Source organism: Idiomarina sp. H2, from assembly GCF_004364275.1.
GTDB classification, from domain to species: Bacteria; Pseudomonadota; Gammaproteobacteria; order Enterobacterales; family Alteromonadaceae; genus Idiomarina; species Idiomarina loihiensis.
Genome location: NZ_SNZY01000001.1, coordinates 1 through 22,938, shown reverse-complemented (window position 1 = coordinate 22,938; position 22,938 = coordinate 1). Strand labels below are relative to the sequence as shown.

Genomic DNA, 22,938 nt, shown 5'->3' with positions numbered 1-22,938 from the left:
GCGTCAGGCTACGTACTAAAATTTTTATTAAAGTATTTTTAAGTGTGGTCGATAAGTAACCGAGACATATTATCTAGCGAGGCTAAAAACCATGTCAATTAACATTAACAATGCCGGGCTGAAAAATGCCAACATTGATAGCAAATCCAGCAGTCGTCAAGTACAGAGCGATGCTCCGGCGAAGCCTGCTGCGGTTTCGCAAAAAGGTGGTGAGGCCGTTTCGTTAACCAGCGAAGCGCAGCAACTGAATGGCTTACAGGAAAAAGCAATGAACAGCAGCGGCATTGACCAGGCCAAAGTTGATAAAATTAAAGCCGACATTGAAAGCGGCTCATACAAAATTAACGTTGAACAGCTGGCCAATAAACTGGCTCAGTTTGAGTCTGACCTGTTCAGTAACGGCAGCAACGAATAATGACCGTGTTGGCGCCTGTTAACGAGATATTACAGGATATGGCAGACTCGCTGGAAAACCTTGCGTTGTTACAACAACGTGAGCTTAATGCCATTGTCGAGCGCCAACACGCTGATGTTAATGCTATTGCCGACGCCAAAGAAAAAACGCTTATCCATATTAGCGAACTCGACCAGCAATTGGCTCAACACCCTGACAACGAACAGTTAAAAGACGACGCGGACTTAGCTGAAGCGGTTGCTGCTATTAAGGCCACCCTCTCTGACGTTCAGCATCAAAGTCAGGTTAATGAACGCGTGGTGCAGTCAACGCTAAACAGTATTGAGCAGTTAAAACAGTCCATTTTACAGTCCGCACGAAAAGATACCCTTACCTACAATAGCAAAGGTAAAATCCGGTGACTTCTCACCGCCCTAACGGACGATGCTTCTTACTTCACTAGCCGTTGCTCGATAGTATCGAGTCTTACGCAGCTTCCATAAGCAGAAACGACTGTCCAGCCGCCTTTAATTCCAGAATGCCTTTATCACGGATATTGAGGGCAGCGTTTAAGTCGCGGTCTATATCCGTAGTGCCGCAAGATGGGCAGTCCCACTTGCGAACCGACAAAGGCATATCATCCATTTTGTGACCGCAACAATGACAAGTTTTAGAGCTGGCGTACCACTGATCGAGTTTTACTAGGTGCTTGCCTTGCTCTTTAGCCTTGTACTCCAACTTAACCACAAAGCTGTGCCATGAGGCGTCGGCTATGTGTTTCGCCAGCTTGCGGTTTTTCATCATATTGGCTGATTTCAATGTCTCAACTATCACCGCTTGGTTTTCGTCAACGAGAGTTCGAGAGAGTTTGTGTTGAAAGTCAGCACGAGCGTTAGCTACTTTTTCATGGCATTTGGCAACGAGCAAACGAGCCTTGGCTCGATTGGCACTGCCTTTTGCTTTCCTGGATAGCTGACGCTGCTTACGCCTGAGATTCTTCTCAGCACGTTTTACAAATCCTGGGTTGGCTGTCTTTCTGCCGTTTGACTCAATGGCAAAGTGAGAAAGACCCAAATCAATACCTGTCACTTTGCTCACAGTATGAATTGGGCTAAGTGCGCCCATACCATCATCCACAAGGATTGATGCGTAGAACTTTCCTGTTTTACTCAGGCTGACAGTGATGCTTTTAACTATGCCTACAATCTCACGGTGAATGTTTGCCTCTACAGGCTTCATTTTCGGTAGTTTGATTGCGCCATCAAGCATCCTTACGCCCACACAGTGGTAGCTCGATTGCCTGCCGTGTCTGCGCTTAAATCGGGGATATTTCGTTTTCAGTCTGGGATTAAAGAAATTATCAAAGGCTTGATGCAGGTTAATCAGAGCCTGCTGCAACGCGATTGAGTCATATTGTTTCAGCCAGTGATATTTTCGTGATTTTTTGGCAACGGCAAGCAGTGGCTTAATGTCTTTTTTCGGACTCAGGGTAACACCATGCTTGCGGTACATATAAGACTTCAAATGCAACGCTTTGTTATACGCAAAACGCACAGCACCAAACTGAGCAATTAAAAACTCAGCTTGTTCTTGCGTTGGATAGATGCGTACTTTGGTTGCTCTTAACATAGTAAGTGAAATACTGTTTATGTATACAGTATATTTGCACGCATCTTCACCTGAGTCAAGGTCGCAAGCTTCCTATAAAACCAACGTCTTATATCCCCGCCCGAATGGGCAAGGGTTTACGGCGAAATTGCTAAAGATTTTGCCAGTCCAGCCGTTATAACCATAAGTACTTTGTTCAATCAGAGGTCGTTATGGCTAAGCATTTACTCTCTTTCGCTCTACTTGCATCTGCGCTGTTATTAAGCGGCTGTAGTGCTTACAACAAAATTGTGTACGATCAAAAGCATGTTGAATGGGAAACCCAAACCCCAAGTGAATTTCCAGTGCTGAATGCGGTTGGCTACGCCCCTATTGAAACCCAGCAAGGCGAAAACGCACAGCTAAAAGACTTAAACGCTATGCGCGCCTCTAAGTTAGCCGCTTACCGCGAGCTTGCTGAACAAGTCTATGGCCAGCGCATAGCCGGCAGTAGCTCGGTAGAAGACTGGGCTTTAAACCGCGACAGCTTTCAGGCTTCTGTGGACGGAGTGATTCGCGGCGCCGAAGTCGTTAAAACTTATGCGGTCGGCGATTATTACGCGACTGAGTTGCGTCTTGATTTCGAAAAGGTTCACCGCCTGTATCAAAGCACCAACCGTCAGCAGAAAGTGAAACGCGTTGTCTATTATTAAGCGCCACTTTGATTGAGTTAAACATGGCAGGGTTTTTGCAGTTAATTCCGATAGTAAAGTAACGACTAAAAACTGACACTTGGGATGCATTAACACCATGAACTGGAAAACCCTGCTACTTATCACCTCTGTTTTCTTTATTGCTATGCCAAGCGAAGCGCGTTGGGTGGAAGCTCAGGGCACTGCCCGCATTATTAATGGTGACACCAATGCCGCACGCGAAAAAGCCATCGAAAACGCCCTTCAGCAGGCATTGTTAACCTCTGGTGGTAACATCTCCAGTATTCAGCAAGTGGTTGACGGCGTTTTACAAAACACCGAAACCCAGTGGAATAGCCAGGGCAATGTTGACCAGGTGACCATAGTTCGCGAAGAAGTTCGCGACGACCGCGTTATTGTTCTGCTCCGTGCGGACATCTGGAACCGCGAAGGCGACTGTACCCGCAGCAGCTACAAAAACTCCGTTACCGTTGTGCCGTTTGAGCTGCGCGACCGCGCCCATGGTACCTGGGGACAAATTTGGGAAATAGGCAAAGTTGCGGCCGAGCGTTTAGCCCGTGAATTAGGCGGCGTTGGCAGCCAGTTGCAAATTGCCCACACCCTGCACCGTCACGCCGGTTTAGACCAGGCACTCAGCGGCCTGAACCTGGAAGAATTAGGTCGTATGTCCCGCAGCATTGGTTTAGCTAATGACAGTCAGTTCGTTATTTTCGGCATGTTTGACGACCTGGCCATGATGGATACCAAATCTAGCTGGTTTTGGTCCAGCGACCCCGACCGCCATTATGCATTAACACTTTACCTTCTCGATGCCACCACCGGGCAGCTAGTAACCCGTGCACGAGTTGAGAACACCCAACCCTGGACCTTTGATCGTACCACCGACGTCGATGTTGCCACCGCACAATTCTGGAATGAACCTTTTGGTGCAGCACTGGATAGCGGCCTGCGCGACTTAGCTTCCGGCGTGAAAGAACAAGTGGTATGCAAACCGGTACGAGCCAGAATTATTGCCGTTGATGCCAACACCGTTCAATTCAACTTAGGTGAAAAGCACGGCGTACACACCGGCGATAAGCTAAAAATTGTGCAACCCAGCCACTTTACCGACGACCAGGGCCGTTATCGTCAGAAATGGCAGGTGAGTGAATTTGAAGTTGAGGTGTCCCAGGTGCAGCAGTCCACCGCCGTCGCTAAGCTGACGAAAGGGAACATGCTGCACAACGTTCAGGTGAACGACTGGGTGGTGCCGGTTAACTGAGGGTGAAACCCGCGGCAGCTTCTGGCATAATTCGCGGCACGTCCCCGTAGCTCAGCAGGATAGAGCAGCCGCCTCCTAAGCGGCAGGTCGCAGGTTCGACTCCTGCCGGGGACGCCATGCCTATCAATTCCGGGTAAAGGGGATCTTCAATAACCCCCAAAGTTTAGTGGTGAGTTTTGCGTCGCGGTATTCGTTCAGACCAATATCGACATTGTCAGAACCGGCTTTTGGCTTTTCGGTGAAGCTACGAAAGAGGTGATCCCACCAACTGACACTGAAACCGTAGTTACTGTTGGTTTCTTCTTTTTCTGTACTGTGGTGAATGCGATGCAGCTCCTGGGTAATGAGCACTTTGCGCACGAGCTTTTCCACAGGTTTGGGCAGTGCCACATTGCCATGATTAAACAAGGAGCAGGCGTTAAGAATAATCTCAAATACAATAACGGCTAGCGCAGGTGCGCCCAGAGCAAGAATGGCGGCTGCTTTTATGAAAAAACTCAGCACAATTTCGGCCGGGTGAAAGCGCAACCCGGTCGTGACGTCAAAGTCCGGGTCGGCATGGTGCACCCGGTGCATTCGCCATAAAAGAGGAATGCGGTGGAACAATCGGTGCTGCCAGTAAATAACGATATCCAGTACGACAATGCTGACTACCATAACCAACCAAAAGGGTATTTCCGTACCCGCCTTGCTTAAGTAATTAAGAAGCCCCCAGCCATTTTCTGATGCAACAAGCGCCACTCCGGTCAGGCCAACGGGCGCAATAATTCTCAGCAATACCGTATCGACGGCAACTATGGCGAGGTTTGCCGGCCAGCGCTGTTTACGTCTATAGCGGGGCTTGCGCTTAGGCGAGGCAACTTCCCACAACACCATAATAAGCAATACGCCAAGAAAAATGCTTAAGCGCCAGGCAGTTTCAGACATCGGTGCCCTCCGGCTTTGCCCCTGGCTGTTTCAGTGTGCGGTAACCGGCAACAATGCGGGTTATTGCGGTAAGCCAGCAGGCAGCGGCGAATATATAGGCCAGTACCGGAAAGTGCTGTGGCCACAAGCAAAACGCCACAAAAGCTACAATGGTTTCAAAGCCTTCGGTTAGACCGCCCATATAATGCAGTGACTTATTCGGATATTCCGGGTTTTCAATACCACGCTTTCCGGCAACGCTGGCAAAGGCCAGAAAAGTAGAGCCAGTACCCATAAAAGTGACTAACAACAAGCCTGCGGCAATGGCGTTCTGTTCGGGCGAGGCCAATAAAAAACCAAATACCACAGCACTGTAAAAAATGAAATCCAGCACAATATCAAGAAAGCCACCGGCGTCGGTTAGTTGAGTGCGCCTTGCTACTGCCCCGTCCAGACCGTCGCACAGGCGGTTGAGTAGAATTGCCACTAACGCGAATTCATAAAGCTCAAAGGCTAAAAATGGCACAGCCAGCAAACCGATAATAAAACCTGTTATGGTGACCTGATCAGCACTGACACCAACACGGACGAGTAAGCGCGCAGGGAGGTCGAGAATTTTTCGGGTTGCCGGAAGTAGCTTAGGGTCAAACATTAGCGACGTCTCCTTTTACCTCAGTTCCTTGTATTTCAAGCACACGGCCACAGGCATCTGCGCTGTCATGAGTAACTAATAAGGTCGGCATTTGTTTGTCTTTGAGTTGTGCAAAGGTCCACTGCCTGACATCTTCTCGCAAACTGGCGTCTAATGCCGAAAACGGTTCGTCCAGTAACATGGCCTGCGGCTCTGCTAATAACGAACAGATTAAAGCGATGCGAGCGTATTGCCCGCCGCTTAAGCTGTCAGGGTAAACCGTCCGTTTATCCGTTAGCCCCAGATTATTCAGCATGGCCAGAGCTTTGTCTTTTTGCTGCTGGTGGGTTAGTGCTGAACGAGGCTTTTGCGCAAAATAGCAGTTCTCTTCAACCGTTAAGTGCGGAAACAAACCGCCCTTTTGAAACATCATGCCAAGTTGGCGCGCGGCAATTGAGCGCTCGCCGATATCTTCGCCGTTTAACCTTAATTCGCCCTGAATATGAAAGTTAGGCAAGGGCTCACCAAGCACCCAGCGCAGCAAGGTCGACTTCCCTACGCCACTCGGACCCATCAGCGTGACAATTTCACCTTTTTCAACCGTCAGTTCATTCAGGCTGAATAAAGGCTCAGAGCCATTTTTTGTGCGCCTTTTTATTTCAAGGTTACGAATGTTCAGCATAACTTTTTGTCCTGATGAGTCCGACAGCAATAAACACCACAAGTGGCAGTAGCATTTGTAGCAGCGCATAAAGGCTGCCAATACGCCAGTCGCCGCCGCTGGCAACGCTAACGGCTTCGGTGGTTAAAGTGGGCGTTAAGCCCTGCCCCAACCATTGAGTTGGCAGGTACTGAGCAATACTAACCGAAAAGGCGACCGCAAAAGCTACTGCTATGGGCTGCTTTAACATGGGTAACATAATTCGCCACCAGGCAGCCCGGTAGCTATAACCCAGACTTTGAGCCCGGGTTAGCCATTGCTCGTTAAAGCGGGTATAAGCCCCATGCAAAACCAGATAGGCGTAAGGCAGAGTATATACGGCATGAGACCAGAACACCCACCAGGCTTGCCAGCCACTACTCAGTTGTCCGCCAACTAGCCGTTGCCAACCAAGCACCAAAGGCACCTGCGGAATAAACAACGCTACAAGTACAGGCCAGTAAAACGAAGCGGCGGCTTTCTGTCGTTGCCGTTGTAGCAGAGCAATTGCGGCTAGCGTGCCAAGTAACGTACTGAGCAGCGCCAGCCAAAAACTGTTTACTGCTGGCTCAGTCAAATAGTCCCATTCGGTTTGCCAGCGTTCGAGGGTCAGTTCTGCCGGCCATAAGTTTGGATAAAACCAATGTGTCGCTAAGCTTTGTATGGCTAAAACAACAATACCCCCCAACGACAGTACCCCCAGAAAAATCCAGGTATAACGGCTGGCTTTATGTGTGTTGGGTTTTACGGGTTGGGTTACTTTTTTACCGAGCACGAAGCGGCGATAGAAAGCATAATGCCGGGCATTTATTAATAGCAGTACTAAAGCTATAGCCAGTAAAACCCATGCACCGGTTATTGCCTTAATCTGACTACCGGCAGAGAACTGAAAGCTCCATTCATACACACGCTGCGCCAGCACGCCCGGCGTGTTACTGCCCACTAACAGCGGAATATCAACAACGGACAATGAGTAAATAATAACAGCCGCCATTGGTAGCGTTAAACGTCGCAATAACTCCGGCGTAACAATGCGCCACCAGGCTTGTCGTTCGCTGTAACCATAGCTTTGCGCCTGCGCCACCCACGAATTAACAGGCAGCTGTTTTAATTGGGCCGATATCATTAGTAGTAAAAATGGCAGCTCTTTTAAAATTAGAACCACCATAACGGTTAGTAGCGACTTTTCCGGTAATGGCCAGCCTGCCGATGGTGCCGGGAACATGCCGCTGACGCTTTCCACTAAACGTATCAGCCAGCCGGACGGGCTCATTAACAACATAAGGCCAACTGCAAAAGCCACATGCGGAATGGATAAAAGTGGTGACAGGAGCTGCAGCAGGCGAGCGTTTTTTAATAATACAGGCGCCATCCATAACGCCAGATAACAGGCAATTAATGGTGCGGCTACGGCGAGTATAAGGCTTGAAGCTATTGAATCGTAATCTGCCAGCAGCTCAGTTAAAGCTACTAAGTTGACGCCGGTTTCAGGGTCAAAAGACGTAACCAGCAGAAAAAGCACACCACTGCCAACCGGCAGAATAATGAGCAATAACCAGACAACTATTGATAACGTGCGGACCATTCCCGCTCCAGATACTCCTGCCAACTGGCATGAAAGTCGTCGGTTGGTTCCAGCAGCGAAGAGCCTTGCGCACTTTTAAGAACGGAAGGATCGCCCCAGCGATTGGTATCGGCTTTTCGCTTTTGAGCTTTTTTCGACAATAAAAACTCGATAACCGCTTTCGCAGCTTCATGGCTCTTAGAGCTTTTCGGCACCGCCAAATAATGGTTATTGGTTATGGCTTTGTCTGACACGGTATGACGCTCAACGCCCGCAGGCAACCGCCCCTGATTCACCAGGGTTCTATAATCATTGGGATTAAAGCTGACCGCCATCAGTAACTGCCCATTTGCCAGGTACGAAATCTGCTCACCGGCTGAGGAAGGGAAGTTTTCGCCCTGCTGCCATAACAGCGGGTGCAGTTGGTCTAAATAGCGCCATAAAGGCACGGTTAGTTCTTGTGCATTAACGCTATCCACCGGTTGCTGAAACACACTGCGCTGCTGCGGATGCATAGACAACAGCAACGACTTTAATAAGGTAGTGCCATGAAAGTCCGGCGGTTTAGGGTAACTAATGCGGCCTTTATTTTTCCGGGCGGCGTTAAATAGGCTTTCTGCAGTCACGGTTTTCTGGGAGAAAAGCCCGGGTCGGCTAATAAGGTTAAATTGCCCAACGCCCCAGGGCACTTCCAGCCCATCCACCGGTTCGCCGAAGTCCGTTTGCCAGTTAAGCTCCGGGTTAATATTATTCATTGCCTTAATTTCACCGGCAATGGAACGCAGAGCACCAGCCTCTTTCAGTGCATGAAAGTTTTCACCGTTTATCCAGATAATATCCGCGTTGGAATGACCGTCTATAATCTGCTTAACCACCTCGGAGGCATCCGCCACTTTATTATGGCGAAGCTGGATGCCCTGCTCTTGCAGTTCTTTTTGCGCCCAGCGTAAGTAACTGTTTACTTCCGGCGAGCCACCCCAGGCATAAAAGTTCACCACTTCCGCCTTTAATGGTAAGGCGGCAAAAAGTGTCACTAACAATAAACTGATGGCAGCAATAAGACGCATATTAACTCCGGCGCCAGCGATGAAATTTCTCAACCAATGTTAGCAGCTTCTGCGGCGCGTTGGCGCGCTTCCACTCGCCGGCCACGTATTTATTCGCCTCCGCCAGGGTCGGATAACTGTGTATAGTGCCCAGTATTTTGTTCAGGCCAATGCCGTGTTTCATGGCCAGCACATATTCTGCCAGTAGCTCACCGGCCTGCGGGCCAACAATATTCACACCCAATAGTTCATCTTTACCGGGCTTGGTCAGCACTTTCACCCGGCCGTAGGCACTGTTATCGGCAATGGCGCGATCCAGTTCACCGATGTCGTACTCGGTTACTTCGTAAGGTCTATCGGCTTTTTTCGCCTGCTGCTCGGTTAAACCCACATTCGCCACCTGCGGCGAAGTATAAGTTACCCACGGAATGACAGAGTAGTCCGCCCGGAAAGTTTTGAAAGGGTCAAACAAGGCATTTACCGAGGCATACCAAGCCTGGTGCGAGGCCACATGAGTCAGTTGGTAAGGACCGGCAACATCACCACAGGCGTAAATATTAGGAAAGTTGGTTTGCAAAAGCTCATTGGTACTTACCGTTTTGTTGGTTTGCACGCCAAGCTCTTCCAAGCCAAAGTCCGTTATATTGGGTTGCCGCCCCAGCGCAATTAACACCTTGTCGAAGGGTATCTCAATTTCTTTGCTTTGGTCGACATTCTGGTTATCAACACTTTCGTTATCAACCGTCTGCTCAGCAATAAGCACGGACTCGCCATTGTGTTGTTCAAAACGCAACGCTTTGTGGTTCAGCTTAATATCAATGCCTTCCGCCGTTAACCGTCGAGTTAGCAGTTCCACTGTGTCAGCGTCTTCCGGCTCCATAAGCCGCTCGGCCATTTCCACCTGAGTAACTTGTGAACCTAAACGCTGAAACGCCTGAGATAACTCACAACCAATAGGTCCTCCGCCAAGAACTAATAAACGTTTAGGCAGCTCTTCTAACTCCCAGAGGGTGTCTGAGGTTACGTAGTCGACCTTATCCAGCCCTTCAAAGTCTGGCACTAACGGCTTCGCCCCGGTCGCGATAATAATACTGCGAGTGGTTATGCGTTTGGTTTCGCTCTTACCTTCAACATTGCTGGTCACTTCAACTTCCCAGGGCGAAACAATGCGCGCATCTCCCTGCTCAACATTCACACCCAAGTTGGTGTAACGTTCAACCGAGTCATGCGGTTCTATCTCTTTTATAACTGACTTCACCTGCTGCATAACCTGCTTGAAATCAACCGACACTTTGCCAACATGAACACCCGCACTTGAGGCGTTACGCGCATTATGAGCAAGTTCGGCCACATGAAGTAAAGCTTTTGAAGGCACGCACCCGGTGTTAAGGCAGTCGCCGCCCATTTTGTGCTTTTCAATTAAGGTAACCTTTGCTTTTACTGTGGCCGCTATGTAAGCACTGACTAACCCCGCTGAACCGGCGCCAATAACCACCAGATTATTGTCAAAAGACTTAGGCTTTTTATAGCCTTTAAAGGCTTTACGGCGTTTCACAAAGGCCAGTACCGCTTTGGCAATTAACGGGAATATGCCCAATAGTACGAAAGCACCAATTAAATCCGCTGAAACCACATCACCTAAGCTGGATATCTGTGCTAACTGAGTTCCGGCGTTAACGTATACAGCGGTGCCCAGCAGCATGCCTAGCTGGCTTACCCAGTAAAAGGTCCAGACCTTTATTTTAGTCAGACCCATAACCAGGTTAATAACAAAGAACGGGAACAGTGGAACAAGACGCAGGCTGAGCAAGTAAAACGCGCCATCGCGTTCCATTCCGCGATTAATGGCCGTTAGCCGCTCACCAAATTTTTCCTGCACCCAGTCGTGCAGAATAAAGCGGGCACTTAAAAAGGCCAGAAAAGCACCGAGAGATGCTGCAAAACTAGCCAATAACAAGCCCCAGCCTAGGCCGAATATAGCGCCAGCGCCCAGCGTCAGAATAGTCGCGCCGGGCAGTGACAACGCCGTGCTCGCCACATAAATAACAAAATAAACTGCAAATACTTGAAAGGGGTAATCAACAAAAAGCTGATTAAGCTGCTGTTGCTTTTCTTTTAGTACATCCAGAGACAGATACTGCGTTAGGTCGAATGCAAACGCACTGATAAACAGCACAATAATAACTAACAGCAACAACAGCTTTTTCAATGACATGAGCTTTCCTTAAAATTTGTAATCGACGCTCAATCGAGCATGTCTTGGCTGCGATGGAAAAGCCAGGGTTGCACCAAAATAACCGCCTTCAAATACCGGTGACCAGTTGTCCTGATCGGTAGCATTGAACACATCAATACGGGCACTTAACTGCTCGTCAAAGCGATAACGTGCGTTCAGGTTTAGCGTGTGCTGGTCACGTATAAACACCGTTTGCAGATAATCTAGCGGGTAGTGCTTGGTATAACTTAAATCACCACCGACCGACCATTCAGGGGTTATCTGCCAACCAACAACCGCTGACGCCTGTACTTCGGGAATGCCCTGTAATTGTTGGTTTGACGCAGGAAACGCGGTGAAATTCGGCGAGCCAATACCTGTACCTTCAATAATATCGGGGCTTGAATCATCAAACACATCGGCCACCTGACCTGTACCCTGCGATGCCGTAGAGTTGTCATAGTGCGCATCAATATAACTGGCTGCAAGAGTTAACCAGTAACCGGTTTCGTGCGTTCCTGTGGCTGAAGAGAAATGCCACTGAGTTTCGAAACCCTCGGTGCGAATACCGCTGTTAGAGCCATCACGGTTGCGTAAGCTTCGCTTTTGGTCAAAGACCACAGCGTCCGCGTACCAGCGGGCATCACTTGGCGCGTATTTCACACCCAGTTCATAAAGCGAGTTCTCTGTGGCAAAGTTTTGCGAATCAATTTCACCGGCGGCATTTAATACCGTACCACCCGCCATCGCGTTCGACGTAGAGTCGCTCTCATAGGCGGTTGCATAGAATGTCAGATCGGGCGTCCAGTTGTACTGAGTTGATAAACTTACCGCGGTTAGCCAGTCACTGTAGGTATCACTCGCTGCTTGAACATCTTGAGGTGGAATAGGGTCTTTTGCGTCCACGTCGTAATAGTCGGCTCTTACGCCACCGGTGACTCGCCATTTGTCCGTAATATCCAGCTCGTGTTGAGCGAAAACACCCCACTGATAACTTTTTGAGTCGGTGGTGTCTGACGTAATAAAATCGCCCGCGCCATCGCCGTCAATGTCGTACTGGCTACCCGGCGAGACCCAGAGATCAGGACGCAACTCAATTAAGCTGGCTTTCTGATCATTAGTTAATGGAATGCGGCGGTTACTGAGTGGACCCGTCAAGTCAATAGGATTATCCGCCTCGGTTGAGAACTGGCTGTAACCCAGTACATCGTTAATTCGTAAGTTAACTCCTACGACCGTTTTCTTGTTTATGTGCAGTTCGGTGCGGTTTTCAAAGGTGTGAGCGCCATCAATAATTTCAACAAAACTGTTCTGGTTAATGCCTTCGCGGGTTAAATACTGATAATACGTGCGGTTAACCAACACCATGTCATCGTTCAGCCAATGCTGAAGTTTTGCGTGCAACAAAGTGGTTTCAGCGGTATTGGTGTCAAGCGGGTCAGTTAACGTGGTACTGCGGTCAATTCGAACCTCTCCGGTTGGGCTGACAACAGCCCCGGCTCCGGGAACCCTCGAACCATTTGGCTGAACACCCTGACCGGTAATGTACAAATTATGGTCTATCAGGTTTTGTGTCGGCCTATTAATGCCTGCGTTGTCTGTCCAGTCAACATCGTAATACTCTATGGATATATCCAACAGCGTGTCGTCGTTAGGCGCAAGCTTATACGCCAGCAAAAGGTCATTGCTGCGGTGCTGATGAAAGTCGTAAAAACTGTCTTCATCAACGTACTCTGCGCTTACTCGCAGGCCTTGCTCGCCCTCTTTTAACACCCAATTATGGTCTAGCTGTAACCGGTACTGCTCCCACTCGCCAAATTGGGCTTTCAAGGTTGAGTCCGACTCAGTCAGACGAGCGGTTTTGGGCTGCAAATTGACAAAACCGCCCACGCGTTGTGTGGTGCCCAGCATGACCGGTGGCGCGCCTTTAACAACGGCGATACCCTCAATAGCATTAAATGACATGGGAATACCAAGCCCATTGTTACCGGCCTGACGGCGCATGCCCGCTTCAAATAACTCGCCCAGTTGGCCGCGAATGGTCGGCAGCGATGGATTACCAAAACCTGCCGCAGCAAAACTGTTAGGCGCAAAGCGCGCAATATCGTGTAAGTCATTAATGGCAGCTTCTTCCATTAACGACTCACTAATAGCCGTGGCAGCACGGGGGATTTCCTGCAGGCTCTCCGCTAAGCCGAACAAACCTTCGGTTGTTTCTTCCGATGGCAGCACGACACTTCCGTCATCGCGACCAATAACCTCAATAACTTCCATTGGTTTTTCTTGTGCCACCGCCGTTAACGGCAAGAACCCTAGCCACCACCACTTTTTCATTTTTGTATTCCCTTATTTTTTATTGACTGTGGTTATACGCAGTTTTTGTATTTTTCGATTACGCAGAATCGCTTCAAGATTGATGATCTGTTTTTAAATTAATGCCCTACAATCAAAGAGTAGAAAACATAGTAATCCGAAGACAGGAACATGTAATGCGAGCGATACTCTTTATTTTAGGCTTAGTTTTTCAGATGCCAGCAGCTGCACAGTCATTTGACCCGTCTCATACCGCTTTTACTGATGTTCTGAATGATCATGTTAAGGTGTACGATGACGGTTTAAAGTCTGCGGTTAATTATCGCGATTTGGCTAAAAACCGTCAGCCTCTGGACAATTATCTCGCATCGCTGTCAGCAGTTGAGCCCGGACAGTATGAAAGTTGGACGCAGGACCAGCGACTGGCTTTTTTAATCAATGCATACAACGGTTTTACCCTGCAGCTTATTATCGACAATATCGATAAATTTGGGGCCGGCAAAGCGGATTCTATTCGCGATCTAGGCGGGCTATTTTCCAGCCCATGGGAGAAATCGTTTTTTACGCTACTAGGTGAAAAACGTACTTTGGATTGGGTTGAGCACGAAAAAATTCGTGTCGACTTTGACGAGCCCCGCATACATGCCGCTTTAGTCTGCTGACAGGAGCTCAAAGTTCACCGGTGACTGAGAACAAACACTTTGTTTTGCCTTTGTATTTTACAAAGCTTTTATAATTCTGTAATGGCCTGATTAAAAATGTTTTTTAGAAGAGTAAGATCCAGATTAACCCCCGCTATATTAGCCTCAATCCATTCCTGTCGAGAGATAAGGGGCCAAGTCACGTCATATCCCAATGCAAACAACATTTCTTCAAAAAAGAATCTCTGTACGCGACCATTTCCTTCTCTAAAGGGGTGCAATAGATTTATCTCACAAAATAAATCCGCAATTTGCTCGATAAATAATTCGTGGCTTTGGGCATTTTCTAATTGAGAAATATTTTTGAATAGCTTTTTAGCCTCAGGTTCTATGCGCGTACAAGTGCAAAATCGTGTTTCACCTTTGGATATATCAACATCTCTAACTTCACCCGCCCATTCGTATACATCCTGAAATAAATGGTGGTGGAGCGTTTTTAAGTGTTCAAACGTGAACTGTTGAATAGTCGCTTGAGGGGATTGATAGAGCCGGTAACGCTCTGCAGTAAACTCAATTTCGGCTTCGGCCAGTTTATCCGCATTCCGGATATCCAGCAGATTAATGAGAACATCCGTTCCAGGGTAGCAGTACTTATCTTGTGCTACCCCGTATTTATCGCGCATACTTGCGTTTTAGTGCCGCAATAGACTGATTTTCGCCTATATTTTTCAACGTTAGCCCTTCGTACATTAGGCTGGTTCTAAAGTTTTCCATTTTGGGGATGAACTTTGCTTTCTTTTTTTCTGCCGTAGCCGTAGAAGAAATTGTATTAGTCATAATGCCTCCTATATAAGCCAAATTATACCGTAAAAGCGGTTATATGTCATGGCGCCGTTTGACCAAATAATCCACATAAAACACGGTTAAAGCATTCAAACTTCACAGCTAATATTATGAATTGCCGGAAATATAACGACACCACAAACCTGACGCTTTAAATTTCAAATCCATGATGCTGGCCGTCTGGTAGCTCAATATCCAAACGCACTTTACCGCCGCCAGCTTCAATATAACGCTTTAGACTTGAGAGCTTTACGTCACGGCCCGACTTTTCCATCTTAGCTATAGTGGGCTGTTTAACGCCCAGCGCTTTAGCCATATCATTTTGCGTTTTTTTCATAAGCATACGAACTTCAGCTAAATGGATATCAAGCAGCATAGCCTCTGCTTTAGCTTCTGCATTGGCTATAATATCCTTATTTTCTGTTTCAAGTATTTGCTCTAATGTTCTCGCCATTTCAATTACCTCTCACTTAAACCTCCATGTTTATAGCTTTAAAGGTATATAGCATTTAGGCTATCGTCAAGTTTCTACGTTATTCTTCTCTAATGTAAGAGTTGATAATAAAATTATCGTTGACCCAAACCCAATGTAGTGACGTAATATCAGGCAACATCATTAAGAGGGTTCCTTTATGAAAGCGTTACACGGTTTGTTTATTCTTCTGGGGTTATTATCTGTTGTATTGCTGGCTATTTCCGGGCCTTTGTATAAAAGTGGTGCAGCAGAACTTGGCACCGCGTTCTTAATGCTTCGCTGGGCCGCTTATATTGGCGCAGCCACTTTTGTTCTCAACATTATCTGGTACTTTATTCGCCGCCCACAAGGGTTGGTTGCAGGGTTAAGTGGACTAGCCATTATTGCTGGCGGTTTCTCTTTTTGCATGCCTTTTAGTCAGTACCTTAAAGCGCAAAATGTACCTGCAATTCATGACATTACCACTGACACACAAAACCCACCGGAATTTGTTGCTATTGCGCCGCTACGTGCCGACGCACCTAACCCGGTTGAATACGCCGGCGAAGAAACCGCCAAGAAGCAACGTGAAGCGTATCCGGAATTATCAACCTATACATCTCTTGAATCCCCAGATGAGCTCTATTCGGCTGCACTGCTGGCCGTTGATAAAATGGGTTGGGAACTGATCGATAGCTCAGAAGCCGAAGGCCGCATTGAAGCCACTGCAACCACTACCTGGTTTGGTTTTAAGGATGACGTGGTTATCCGGGTTCGCAGTACTACTGATGGCAGTGAGCTTGATATTCGCAGTAAGTCGCGCGTAGGCCGCAGCGATGTCGGAAAAAATGCTGAGCGGATTCGCGAGTTGATGTCGTTGCTGAAACCGGAATTACGTTAGTAAAAGTTACGATAGAAAGTATTAGGCCTGACACAAAGCGTCAGGCCCTTTCTATTACGGGGCTTTGCGAAGTACCGGCTGCCCATAGTTTTCGTCCAGCTGCCTAACCGCCGACTCCGGAATAAAGACCTGCGCTACACTGGCCACTTCTTTGGTATTGATATTCACTAGCCGGGCGTTAGCCATAACGCCATCCCGGTGATGAGACAAAGTACCCACTAACACATGAGTAATTGGCATTATTTCGTCGAGTTCCAGGTAGTCACGAGTTAACGCAAAGTCACCTTTGGGAGTCACCCGAATAAAGTCAGTGGCTTTAAAGTCAAGAACGCTTAGCTCACGACTGTGCAGTTCCTGCACCAATTGCTCTGACAGAACCATACTTAACGGCGAGCTTTGATCATATTGACCAGTTATCCCAACTAAATTGGTTATACCGACCTTCACTGTATTCAAGCGAATGCTCGCATTATCCACTAACTGCTCCGCCAATTGCGCACTGAATTTAGCACTATCCGGCTGCGCATAGTTTTTCTCCGATGGAGCTTTCACGCCTTCTTGCTTAGCGGGTAACACCGTGCAGGCACTTAATGAAAAAACTGCAACGACTGTAAAACTGAATAACTTCATAACAGTGCCTCTTTTAATTACGTTGTAAACGGCCATTGACCAGCTCAGTTTGCTTATTTGGCCAGTACAAATGTTTGGGAACATAGCGATTCGCCGCCGCCAAAACTTCCTGATTACGACGGTCAATAATACGCAGGTTAACCATAGTGCCTTCATCTTTGCGGGAGAGAGTTCCGACTAGAACCCAGTCAACTTCAGGATGCTGTTCGAGGGCTTCAACATCACGAGATAGCAGGGTTGAACCTTCTTCTCCAATGGAAATATAGTTCTGAGCTCTAAACTCAACTAAACTCAGCTGACGCTCTTTCAGGTGCGCATAGATGCTCTCGCTAAGTTGGTGACTTAGTTTGTTTAACGAGTCGCCCGTTTGCGGCTGTTTTAGCGTTTCCGATAGCACCCAGCGGGTTATGCCGATATTCCCCTCTCTCTCTGAGTAACCTTGACCAGACTGAGTAAGTTGTTGCGTCAATTGCTGCGCCAAGTCATCTCCAATGGCTTCATGGGGATTATTACTGTTTGCTACTACCAAATTTGAAAACAAAAACATCGGCAAGGAAAAACAAAGAGTGATGAGCAACCGATTAAACATAGTCTGACCTTTACTGATATAGCCTATGGTTTGTTATCGGCAGGGAGCGGGGAAGGTTTAGGGGAAATCCTATCCCGTTGACTCTGAGCTAGGATTTCCTTTTTGAAAAACTTACCCTGTTAATGCAAATGTCTATTAAAAAATGTCAACATTTTTTCCCATCGTTCAATGTTATTCTCGGGTTTATAAAAACCATGTGCTTCTTTTTCTTTTACAAGCCACTCATATGGGTGATCTTTTTCGTCTAGTGCCTTTCGTAGCCTATGTGCATGTTCAATAGGAACGCGAACATCCTTTCCTCCATGAATTATAAAAACTGGAACTTTCAACTTATTAAGTTGATGTAACGGTGACTGCATTTCTCTTTCTTCTTTATCTGTTGGAAGCACCATGCTTAAATAATTTTGACCGGCATCTGCTTCAGAAATATCCCCTTGCTCAAACATTAGGTTCAAATCATAAACGCCAACAAAACCTACTGTACACTTGTATAAGTCAGGTTCACGAATAACGGCCATTAGCGCGGCATAACCGCCATATGAAGCCCCATAAACACACATACGACTCTTATCCGCTATACCTTTATCAACTAAATGCATAACACCGTCTGTCATATCATTTATCATAGTCGTGCCCCAGTTTCTATAGCCTGCTTTCAAGAACTCCCGACCATAGCCGCCTGAACCTCTAAAGTTGGGTTGTAAAACTGCGTACCCGTGCTCCGCAAGGACTTTAGCGTCAGTATCCAACCTAGTAAGGCTATCCCTAATTCCATGAGGGCCACCATGTGGTAAGAGTATCAAAGGTAAATCTTCCGCCTCTACACCCTTAGGTAAGGTAAGCAAAGCTTTTATGATACGTCCATCCCGGCTCTCATAGGTCATAATTTCAGTTACTGGAATTTCTTTTTTATCTAGCCAAGGGCGTGATTTTGTTATTAGAGACAACGCATTCTTTTCTGAATCAAAAAGATAAAACTCAGTGGGGTGATTCGAAGAGTTAACAGTTAATACCATCTTAGAATTGTCTTTTGTCGCAGAGTTAACAGCCACTTGAGTATTAGGGAAAGCTTGAGTAAGTGACTGAACAATTTTTTGAAACGGCCTATCTTTAACTCCATCAAATAAAACAACATCAATTTTGTCATACTCATAAGCTCCGCCAATCAGCTCATTACTGCGCCCGTTTTTTATACTCATAATCGGCATAAGGTCGGTTTCAGGGTGCTCTGCTAATACCTTAATATTTCCCGTTTTCAAGTCCATCAATGCAAGCGCCTTAGTGTCTGTGCTCGTGTCACTAAGACCAACCACATTATTACCGTTTGGTGTGATATCTACTGGATCAAAGCTTCCACCATCAGCGTTGTAACGGGAGACCTCACGCCAATCTTCATTAGCACCATCTCTCACCATAAGTACATTTTCATTACGCTCCTCTGGATCAACTCCTAAAGCCAGTCGAGATACCCCATTATCATCTAATAAAACTTGGACATTAGTACCCGAATACCATCTCAACGGAATACGTCCCTCTGGACGACTACGGCCACTATCAACTTTTAGTCTAAATAAATCAATAAACGGCTCTTTTGACCTTGGGTTAATAGCTAAAACCATGATCTGTTCAGGTTCATTAGGCAACAAGTCTACTATTTGCGTATAACGCTTCAAATGCTCTGAGCGTGGGCCCGTTAAAAACGTTTGACTACCTCCACTTACATCCATACTAAGAATTTCACCAGTCGGAATCGGAGAGTCCAACGCACCAACTTCTCGAGCCAATGTCATAACTAAGCGGTCATCGCTTACCCAATTAAAAGTATTAACCGACTGGCCTTTATTAGCCTTAGTCACCGATTTTATTTCATAGTTTTCTACATCCAATACTGTCAGTTGAATATCCCCAGCTTCATCACGAGACGTAGCCGCAAGATATTCCCCATTAGGGGAAATTTTAAGATCCATGAATTGTGCATGTTCAGCATATTTTTCCAAAACATTTTGTCTTGCCTTTGCATAGGCCATTTCTGAACCAATGCTCAAGAGCAATAGACACATCATTGATTTGATTAAAACTCTCATGATAACCCCTCAAAACAATAAAAAGCCCTCTCAACGGAGGGCTTTCACTTCTTTGCTTTATTAACCTTTAAAAACTATAAGTCAGATTAGCAAATACTCGGCGACCTAGCTGATCATACTGAGAGTATATAACAGCGTTACCTGTAGTCGAAACTCCATCGGTTGCTGTAGACACTTTTGGTGGTTCCTTATCAAAGATATTAGCAACCCCTAATGTCAAGTCCAAACCGTCAACCAGTTCCATATTACCTGAAAGCGTATGGTAAACCGTGGTACCAACCTCGCCAACGAAGTTATAGGTTTCTCCGCGGTATGCAGTTTCATTAGAACCATCATGATAATAGTCTAAATTGCTAACACTATCAGCGTAACGCATTGTCCAAGTCAGGCTCCAATCGTCACGAGAGAAAGTTGTATACAACTGACCTACATGCTTTGGTTCACCAATCTCGCCAATATATTGACGAACTTCGCTATCAGCAAATAATTGATAAGTATGATCTATTTGGTTTGTGTGCTCTAACACAACCCGAATATCACCAAAATCAAACTCGTCTTGATATGACAGGCTGATATCTACACCACGGACACCTTGACTCGCTACGTTTACATAACCTGCTTGTACTTCATCAATACCCCAGTCACCGTTTTCACCACCATTTCGAGTGAATAGATCGCACAAAGGATCATTAGGGAAATCGGCAGAACGATAACAAGTACCAACAATATTCGCTGATGTCAGTTTTGAAACTTGACCACTAATCTGGATATCATAGTAATCAATAGATGCTGCGAATGTATCTTCTGGGCTTGTCCAAACAAGGCCAGCACTTTCAGCAACCGAAGTTTCAGCCTTTAGTCTGTCTCCGCCACCACTAGTTATCTCATTAACAGAACTAGTACCGGAACCATCGTAATCTAAAGGGATTCCATCAGCCTGACAATTTTGGTAAACAGTTTCTGACACTCCGCCTTCTTCATAGCGAGTTCCGTAATCATAACATGGATCTACAGTTCGCTGACCGGGGAATGCGGTTTGTCCGGACAGATACAATTCATATAAAGCAGGAGAACGGAACGAAGTGCCTCGAGAAGCCCGTACACGCCAGTCATCATTAATTGCCCAATTTAATCCTAATTTAAACGTCGAATCGCTACCGTATGTGGAAACGTCAGTCCAACGAAATGAACCAGTTACGTCAACAGCTTGAGCGAAAGTTAAATCAGCAAGAATAGGGACTCTGACTTCACCGAAAACAGCTTTGGTATTCTGGGAACCCGCAGTACGACTAGCACTTGATAGTCCCCAAGAGTTTCCATTAGCACTTGTCTCGCCGGGTTTGTCGTCAATTTCATCTTTCTGATAAGACATACCAAAAGCTGCACCAACTGGCCCAGCTGGCAAGTTCATTAAATCGCCAGTTATATATGCTTCTAAAGTCTGCTGCTTATATATTGTTTCCCCTTCTTCGGTACCAAATAAGAAATCTCTAACTTCTTGACTCGGGTTTCCATATAACAACTGAGGATCAGCAAAATTTACATCAGTGCAAGTTTTGCCTGATTTAGCAGTGACTTCTCCGTCACAGTTAGTACCGTTTAGAGCGTTTGTTTGAGCCATCATCATGGAATCAGCAAAAATAACTTTGCCTCCATAAGTACCTTTATTGTAACTGTTTTGGTACGAAATATCCCAATCCCAAAAACCTATGCTACCTTCGATACCACCAACAAAACGAGTATAATCAACATCGACATCTGAGCCATAGTGGTCTGTCAACGCGACAGGCATAAGCAAAGCATCACCTTCAAAACCTAAATTTTCAGCAGGTATAGCTCCAACATCTCCAGTCCAGAACTGGCGATACCCTTGGGTTTCAGTACTACGAGCACTATGTAAAAGTTCTGAGTAAACAGATATAGTGTCCGTTAATTGATAATCACCCTGTAAATACAATGACAGAGTCTTGTTTTCAGGTAACATTGTCTCTTTATTACGGAATGGATGGTTTAAATTCCAAAGACCATCAGTTTCTTTGTCATAAGCACCGACAAACCAGCCTTCAGGACCACTAAGGCCTCCTGGTTGATCATTAATGCTCTCGTAACCGTTAGACTCTAACCAACCATCATAGTCATAAAAGACCTTTGCTCCGGGTTGAAGCCCATAAGCCCACATTCCATAACCCGTATCGTTACAATGATAATCACCCGTGCGAGGATCTATAGGATCTCCACGTGTGCCATCTTCGTTAAATAAGTAACGCTGAGTACATGCGTAAAAGTCCCTATCCCCACGCTCCATTTTTTTCTTTACATTATAGTCAGCTACAAAACGTATAGATCCTTTGTCAAAAGTTTCACCCCAAGATCCATTTATTCGTTGTGATTCACCACCTGACTCAAAAGGTTGACTCAAGTCGACAGAGAAAGTCTTTGAGTCGTCAGTCTTCGTAATAATATTAATAACACCAGCTACTGCATCTGAACCATATAGTGAAGATGCGCCGTCTTTTAATACTTCAACGCGCTCAATAGCCGAAATTGGCAACGCATTCATATCAAAAGATGAAACAGCTCCGCGAGTCCCTGCTGGTCCCGCTCGACGCCCGTTTAGAAGAACCAGAGTACGGTTTGCACCTAGCCCCCTCATTGAGATAGTCTCAGCACCAGCGCCACCATTTGTAACATAACCAGTCGCAAATGCCTGAGTTATCTGACTTGAACCAGCTGCCACTGTACTCGTTCTCAATAACTCACCTAGCGTATTAAGTCCTTGTTTTTCTGCATCTTCAACTGAAATAATATCAATTGGTGTTTCATTAGCAAAAGCATCAGTTCTAATACGTGAACCGGTAACTTGAATGCGCTCAGGTTGTTGCTCTTGAGCGCTCTGCTCTTCCGCAACATCCATTGTTTCTCTATCTACATTTTCCTGTGCTATTGCTAGCACAGGAAAGCCTAAAGACGCAGCCACTGCTGCAGCCGTTAAACTTTTACGGAATGTCATATTTTTCATGAGTAAAAACTCCCTGGAACGTTTTTATTATTTTACTTCTTACGCGAAGTGTTAAAGAATTTAACAGCAAGTTAAAACTTTGTAAAGTTTTAGTGGTTTTTGTTGTTACTTCTGACTTTGAACGCGGTACCTCATTCAAATTATCTTTAATAAGTGGACTTCCCAGCTTTCACGAGACAGTCTGTAGCTCCTCAAAGTATGCCTTCTTTTCAAAGTTAGCAGGCGATTGTAGTGGCAAACTAAATTTGGCCACCTAATTAGAGGTGCTATCATGCACCAAGAGACAATTAGGTGACAAGATGACAAAGAGACCAGAAGGGTTCTACCCAGATTTTACGGACACATCCAAAACGAGGCATAATATGCCCATAAGGAGTGTTCATGACCAAACGAAAAAAGTACAGCCCAGAGTTTAAACGTGAAGCCGTAGCGTTGACAAAACAGCCC

21 protein-coding genes and 1 tRNA gene are annotated in these 22,938 nt (G+C 46.4%); 7 read left to right on the top strand and 15 right to left on the bottom strand.

Translation table 11 applies throughout. The features are described from left to right. The first annotated feature begins 91 nt into the window (after positions 1 to 91). A complete protein-coding gene (flgM, locus tag DET62_RS00105; protein ID WP_110012777.1) occupies positions 92 to 415 on the top strand; it encodes a flagellar biosynthesis anti-sigma factor FlgM in 324 nt (107 codons plus the stop codon). Continuing rightward, positions 415 to 816 carry a flagellar export chaperone FlgN gene (gene flgN, locus DET62_RS00100; RefSeq protein ID WP_034819602.1) on the top strand — a complete coding sequence of 134 codons (402 nt, stop codon included), beginning with the start codon at positions 415 to 417 and terminating at the stop codon, positions 814 to 816. Before flgM ends, flgN begins: the two co-directional genes overlap by 1 nt. Positions 817 to 880: 64 nt before the next feature. Here the strand turns inward: flgN and DET62_RS14495 are convergent, their stop codons facing one another. After that, positions 881 to 2,023, bottom strand: coding sequence for an RNA-guided endonuclease TnpB family protein (locus DET62_RS14495; RefSeq protein ID WP_110012778.1), 1,143 nt, complete (start codon positions 2,021 to 2,023; stop codon positions 881 to 883). A gap of 191 nt (positions 2,024 to 2,214) precedes the next feature. Between DET62_RS14495 and DET62_RS00090 the strand changes: the two genes are divergently transcribed. The 3 genes from DET62_RS00090 (at position 2,215) to DET62_RS00080 (ending at position 4,072) form a co-directional block, all read left to right on the top strand. Further along, entirely contained in the window at positions 2,215 to 2,694 is a 480-nt protein-coding gene (locus DET62_RS00090; protein ID WP_110012779.1) for an LPP20 family lipoprotein, read from the top strand. A gap of 97 nt (positions 2,695 to 2,791) precedes the next feature. Next, complete coding sequence (locus DET62_RS00085; RefSeq protein WP_110012780.1) at positions 2,792 to 3,955, top strand: flagellar assembly protein FlgT; 1,164 nt, start codon at positions 2,792 to 2,794, stop codon at positions 3,953 to 3,955. A gap of 40 nt (positions 3,956 to 3,995) precedes the next feature. Beyond that, positions 3,996 to 4,072, top strand: a tRNA-Arg gene (locus DET62_RS00080). A 6-nt stretch (positions 4,073 to 4,078) separates the two neighbouring features. On the opposite strand, the gene DET62_RS00075 is transcribed toward DET62_RS00080, so the two are convergent. The 7 genes from DET62_RS00075 to DET62_RS00045 are packed head-to-tail and all read right to left on the bottom strand — an operon-like array spanning position 4,079 to position 13,351. Then, positions 4,079 to 4,882: a sterol desaturase family protein gene (locus DET62_RS00075; RefSeq protein WP_110012781.1), complete on the bottom strand. Its 804-nt coding sequence runs from the start codon at positions 4,880 to 4,882 to the stop codon at positions 4,079 to 4,081. Continuing rightward, the gene (locus DET62_RS00070; RefSeq protein WP_110012782.1) at positions 4,875 to 5,513 is read right to left on the bottom strand and encodes a CDP-alcohol phosphatidyltransferase family protein; all 639 of its coding nucleotides are present in this window, start codon (positions 5,511 to 5,513) and stop codon (positions 4,875 to 4,877) included. The genes DET62_RS00075 and DET62_RS00070 overlap by 8 nt, the downstream gene beginning before the upstream one ends. Next, positions 5,506 to 6,174: an ATP-binding cassette domain-containing protein gene (locus DET62_RS00065; protein ID WP_110012783.1), complete on the bottom strand. Its 669-nt coding sequence runs from the start codon at positions 6,172 to 6,174 to the stop codon at positions 5,506 to 5,508. The genes DET62_RS00070 and DET62_RS00065 overlap by 8 nt, the downstream gene beginning before the upstream one ends. Beyond that, positions 6,158 to 7,777, bottom strand: a complete 1,620-nt coding sequence (locus DET62_RS00060; protein ID WP_110012784.1) for an ABC transporter permease subunit — start codon at positions 7,775 to 7,777, stop codon at positions 6,158 to 6,160. The genes DET62_RS00065 and DET62_RS00060 overlap by 17 nt, the downstream gene beginning before the upstream one ends. Then, complete coding sequence (locus tag DET62_RS00055; RefSeq protein WP_110012785.1) at positions 7,756 to 8,823, bottom strand: ABC transporter substrate-binding protein; 1,068 nt, start codon at positions 8,821 to 8,823, stop codon at positions 7,756 to 7,758. The genes DET62_RS00060 and DET62_RS00055 overlap by 22 nt, the downstream gene beginning before the upstream one ends. 1 nt (position 8,824) lies before the next feature. Beyond that, entirely contained in the window at positions 8,825 to 11,017 is a 2,193-nt protein-coding gene (locus tag DET62_RS00050; protein ID WP_110012786.1) for an FAD-dependent oxidoreductase, read from the bottom strand. Positions 11,018 to 11,026: 9 nt separating this feature from the next. Continuing rightward, positions 11,027 to 13,351: a TonB-dependent receptor gene (locus DET62_RS00045; RefSeq protein ID WP_110012787.1), complete on the bottom strand. Its 2,325-nt coding sequence runs from the start codon at positions 13,349 to 13,351 to the stop codon at positions 11,027 to 11,029. A 155-nt stretch (positions 13,352 to 13,506) separates the two neighbouring features. Between DET62_RS00045 and DET62_RS00040 the strand changes: the two genes are divergently transcribed. Beyond that, positions 13,507 to 13,992, top strand: coding sequence for a DUF547 domain-containing protein (locus DET62_RS00040; protein WP_227016314.1), 486 nt, complete (start codon positions 13,507 to 13,509; stop codon positions 13,990 to 13,992). 68 nt (positions 13,993 to 14,060) lie between these two features. Here the strand turns inward: DET62_RS00040 and DET62_RS00035 are convergent, their stop codons facing one another. The 3 genes from DET62_RS00035 to DET62_RS00030 form a co-directional block, all read right to left on the bottom strand. After that, entirely contained in the window at positions 14,061 to 14,654 is a 594-nt protein-coding gene (locus DET62_RS00035) for a Fic family protein (RefSeq protein ID WP_034819574.1), read from the bottom strand. Continuing rightward, entirely contained in the window at positions 14,644 to 14,808 is a 165-nt protein-coding gene (locus tag DET62_RS14415) for a hypothetical protein (RefSeq protein WP_166635812.1), read from the bottom strand. The genes DET62_RS00035 and DET62_RS14415 overlap by 11 nt, the downstream gene beginning before the upstream one ends. A gap of 157 nt (positions 14,809 to 14,965) precedes the next feature. After that, on the bottom strand, positions 14,966 to 15,268 hold the full coding sequence (locus tag DET62_RS00030) for a helix-turn-helix transcriptional regulator (RefSeq protein ID WP_110012788.1): 303 nt from the start codon (positions 15,266 to 15,268) through the stop codon (positions 14,966 to 14,968). 178 nt (positions 15,269 to 15,446) lie between these two features. Between DET62_RS00030 and DET62_RS00025 the strand changes: the two genes are divergently transcribed. Beyond that, positions 15,447 to 16,169, top strand: coding sequence for a DUF1499 domain-containing protein (locus tag DET62_RS00025; protein WP_110012789.1), 723 nt, complete (start codon positions 15,447 to 15,449; stop codon positions 16,167 to 16,169). Positions 16,170 to 16,223: 54 nt separating this feature from the next. Here the strand turns inward: DET62_RS00025 and DET62_RS00020 are convergent, their stop codons facing one another. The 4 genes from DET62_RS00020 to DET62_RS00005 all read right to left on the bottom strand — a co-directional run bounded on the left by DET62_RS00020 (position 16,224) and on the right by DET62_RS00005 (position 22,491). After that, positions 16,224 to 16,799, bottom strand: a complete 576-nt coding sequence (locus DET62_RS00020; protein WP_110012803.1) for a FlgO family outer membrane protein — start codon at positions 16,797 to 16,799, stop codon at positions 16,224 to 16,226. A 13-nt stretch (positions 16,800 to 16,812) separates the two neighbouring features. Beyond that, a complete protein-coding gene (locus DET62_RS00015) occupies positions 16,813 to 17,388 on the bottom strand; it encodes a FlgO family outer membrane protein (protein ID WP_110012790.1) in 576 nt (191 codons plus the stop codon). Between the two features lie 119 nt (positions 17,389 to 17,507). Continuing rightward, positions 17,508 to 19,472 carry a S9 family peptidase gene (locus DET62_RS00010; RefSeq protein WP_110012791.1) on the bottom strand — a complete coding sequence of 655 codons (1,965 nt, stop codon included), beginning with the start codon at positions 19,470 to 19,472 and terminating at the stop codon, positions 17,508 to 17,510. A gap of 67 nt (positions 19,473 to 19,539) precedes the next feature. Beyond that, entirely contained in the window at positions 19,540 to 22,491 is a 2,952-nt protein-coding gene (locus tag DET62_RS00005) for a TonB-dependent receptor (protein WP_110012792.1), read from the bottom strand. Positions 22,492 to 22,938: the final 447 nt, after the last annotated feature.

Bases quoted from the DNA above. Each gene is read 5' to 3' on its own strand.
- flgM (WP_110012777.1), top strand. From the start codon at position 92: ATGTCAATTAACATTAACAATGCCGGGCTGAAAAATGCCAACATTGAT.
- flgN (WP_034819602.1), top strand. From the start codon at position 415: ATGACCGTGTTGGCGCCTGTTAACGAGATATTACAGGATATGGCAGAC.
- DET62_RS14495 (WP_110012778.1), bottom strand. From the start codon at position 2,023: ATGTTAAGAGCAACCAAAGTACGCATCTATCCAACGCAAGAACAAGCT.
- DET62_RS00090 (WP_110012779.1), top strand. From the start codon at position 2,215: ATGGCTAAGCATTTACTCTCTTTCGCTCTACTTGCATCTGCGCTGTTA.
- DET62_RS00085 (WP_110012780.1), top strand. From the start codon at position 2,792: ATGAACTGGAAAACCCTGCTACTTATCACCTCTGTTTTCTTTATTGCT.
- DET62_RS00075 (WP_110012781.1), bottom strand. From the start codon at position 4,882: ATGTCTGAAACTGCCTGGCGCTTAAGCATTTTTCTTGGCGTATTGCTT.
- DET62_RS00070 (WP_110012782.1), bottom strand. From the start codon at position 5,513: ATGTTTGACCCTAAGCTACTTCCGGCAACCCGAAAAATTCTCGACCTC.
- DET62_RS00065 (WP_110012783.1), bottom strand. From the start codon at position 6,174: ATGCTGAACATTCGTAACCTTGAAATAAAAAGGCGCACAAAAAATGGC.
- DET62_RS00060 (WP_110012784.1), bottom strand. From the start codon at position 7,777: ATGGTCCGCACGTTATCAATAGTTGTCTGGTTATTGCTCATTATTCTG.
- DET62_RS00055 (WP_110012785.1), bottom strand. From the start codon at position 8,823: ATGCGTCTTATTGCTGCCATCAGTTTATTGTTAGTGACACTTTTTGCC.
- DET62_RS00050 (WP_110012786.1), bottom strand. From the start codon at position 11,017: ATGTCATTGAAAAAGCTGTTGTTGCTGTTAGTTATTATTGTGCTGTTT.
- DET62_RS00045 (WP_110012787.1), bottom strand. From the start codon at position 13,351: ATGAAAAAGTGGTGGTGGCTAGGGTTCTTGCCGTTAACGGCGGTGGCA.
- DET62_RS00040 (WP_227016314.1), top strand. From the start codon at position 13,507: ATGCGAGCGATACTCTTTATTTTAGGCTTAGTTTTTCAGATGCCAGCA.
- DET62_RS00035 (WP_034819574.1), bottom strand. From the start codon at position 14,654: ATGCGCGATAAATACGGGGTAGCACAAGATAAGTACTGCTACCCTGGA.
- DET62_RS14415 (WP_166635812.1), bottom strand. From the start codon at position 14,808: ATGACTAATACAATTTCTTCTACGGCTACGGCAGAAAAAAAGAAAGCA.
- DET62_RS00030 (WP_110012788.1), bottom strand. From the start codon at position 15,268: ATGGCGAGAACATTAGAGCAAATACTTGAAACAGAAAATAAGGATATT.
- DET62_RS00025 (WP_110012789.1), top strand. From the start codon at position 15,447: ATGAAAGCGTTACACGGTTTGTTTATTCTTCTGGGGTTATTATCTGTT.
- DET62_RS00020 (WP_110012803.1), bottom strand. From the start codon at position 16,799: ATGAAGTTATTCAGTTTTACAGTCGTTGCAGTTTTTTCATTAAGTGCC.
- DET62_RS00015 (WP_110012790.1), bottom strand. From the start codon at position 17,388: ATGTTTAATCGGTTGCTCATCACTCTTTGTTTTTCCTTGCCGATGTTT.
- DET62_RS00010 (WP_110012791.1), bottom strand. From the start codon at position 19,472: ATGAGAGTTTTAATCAAATCAATGATGTGTCTATTGCTCTTGAGCATT.
- DET62_RS00005 (WP_110012792.1), bottom strand. From the start codon at position 22,491: ATGAAAAATATGACATTCCGTAAAAGTTTAACGGCTGCAGCAGTGGCT.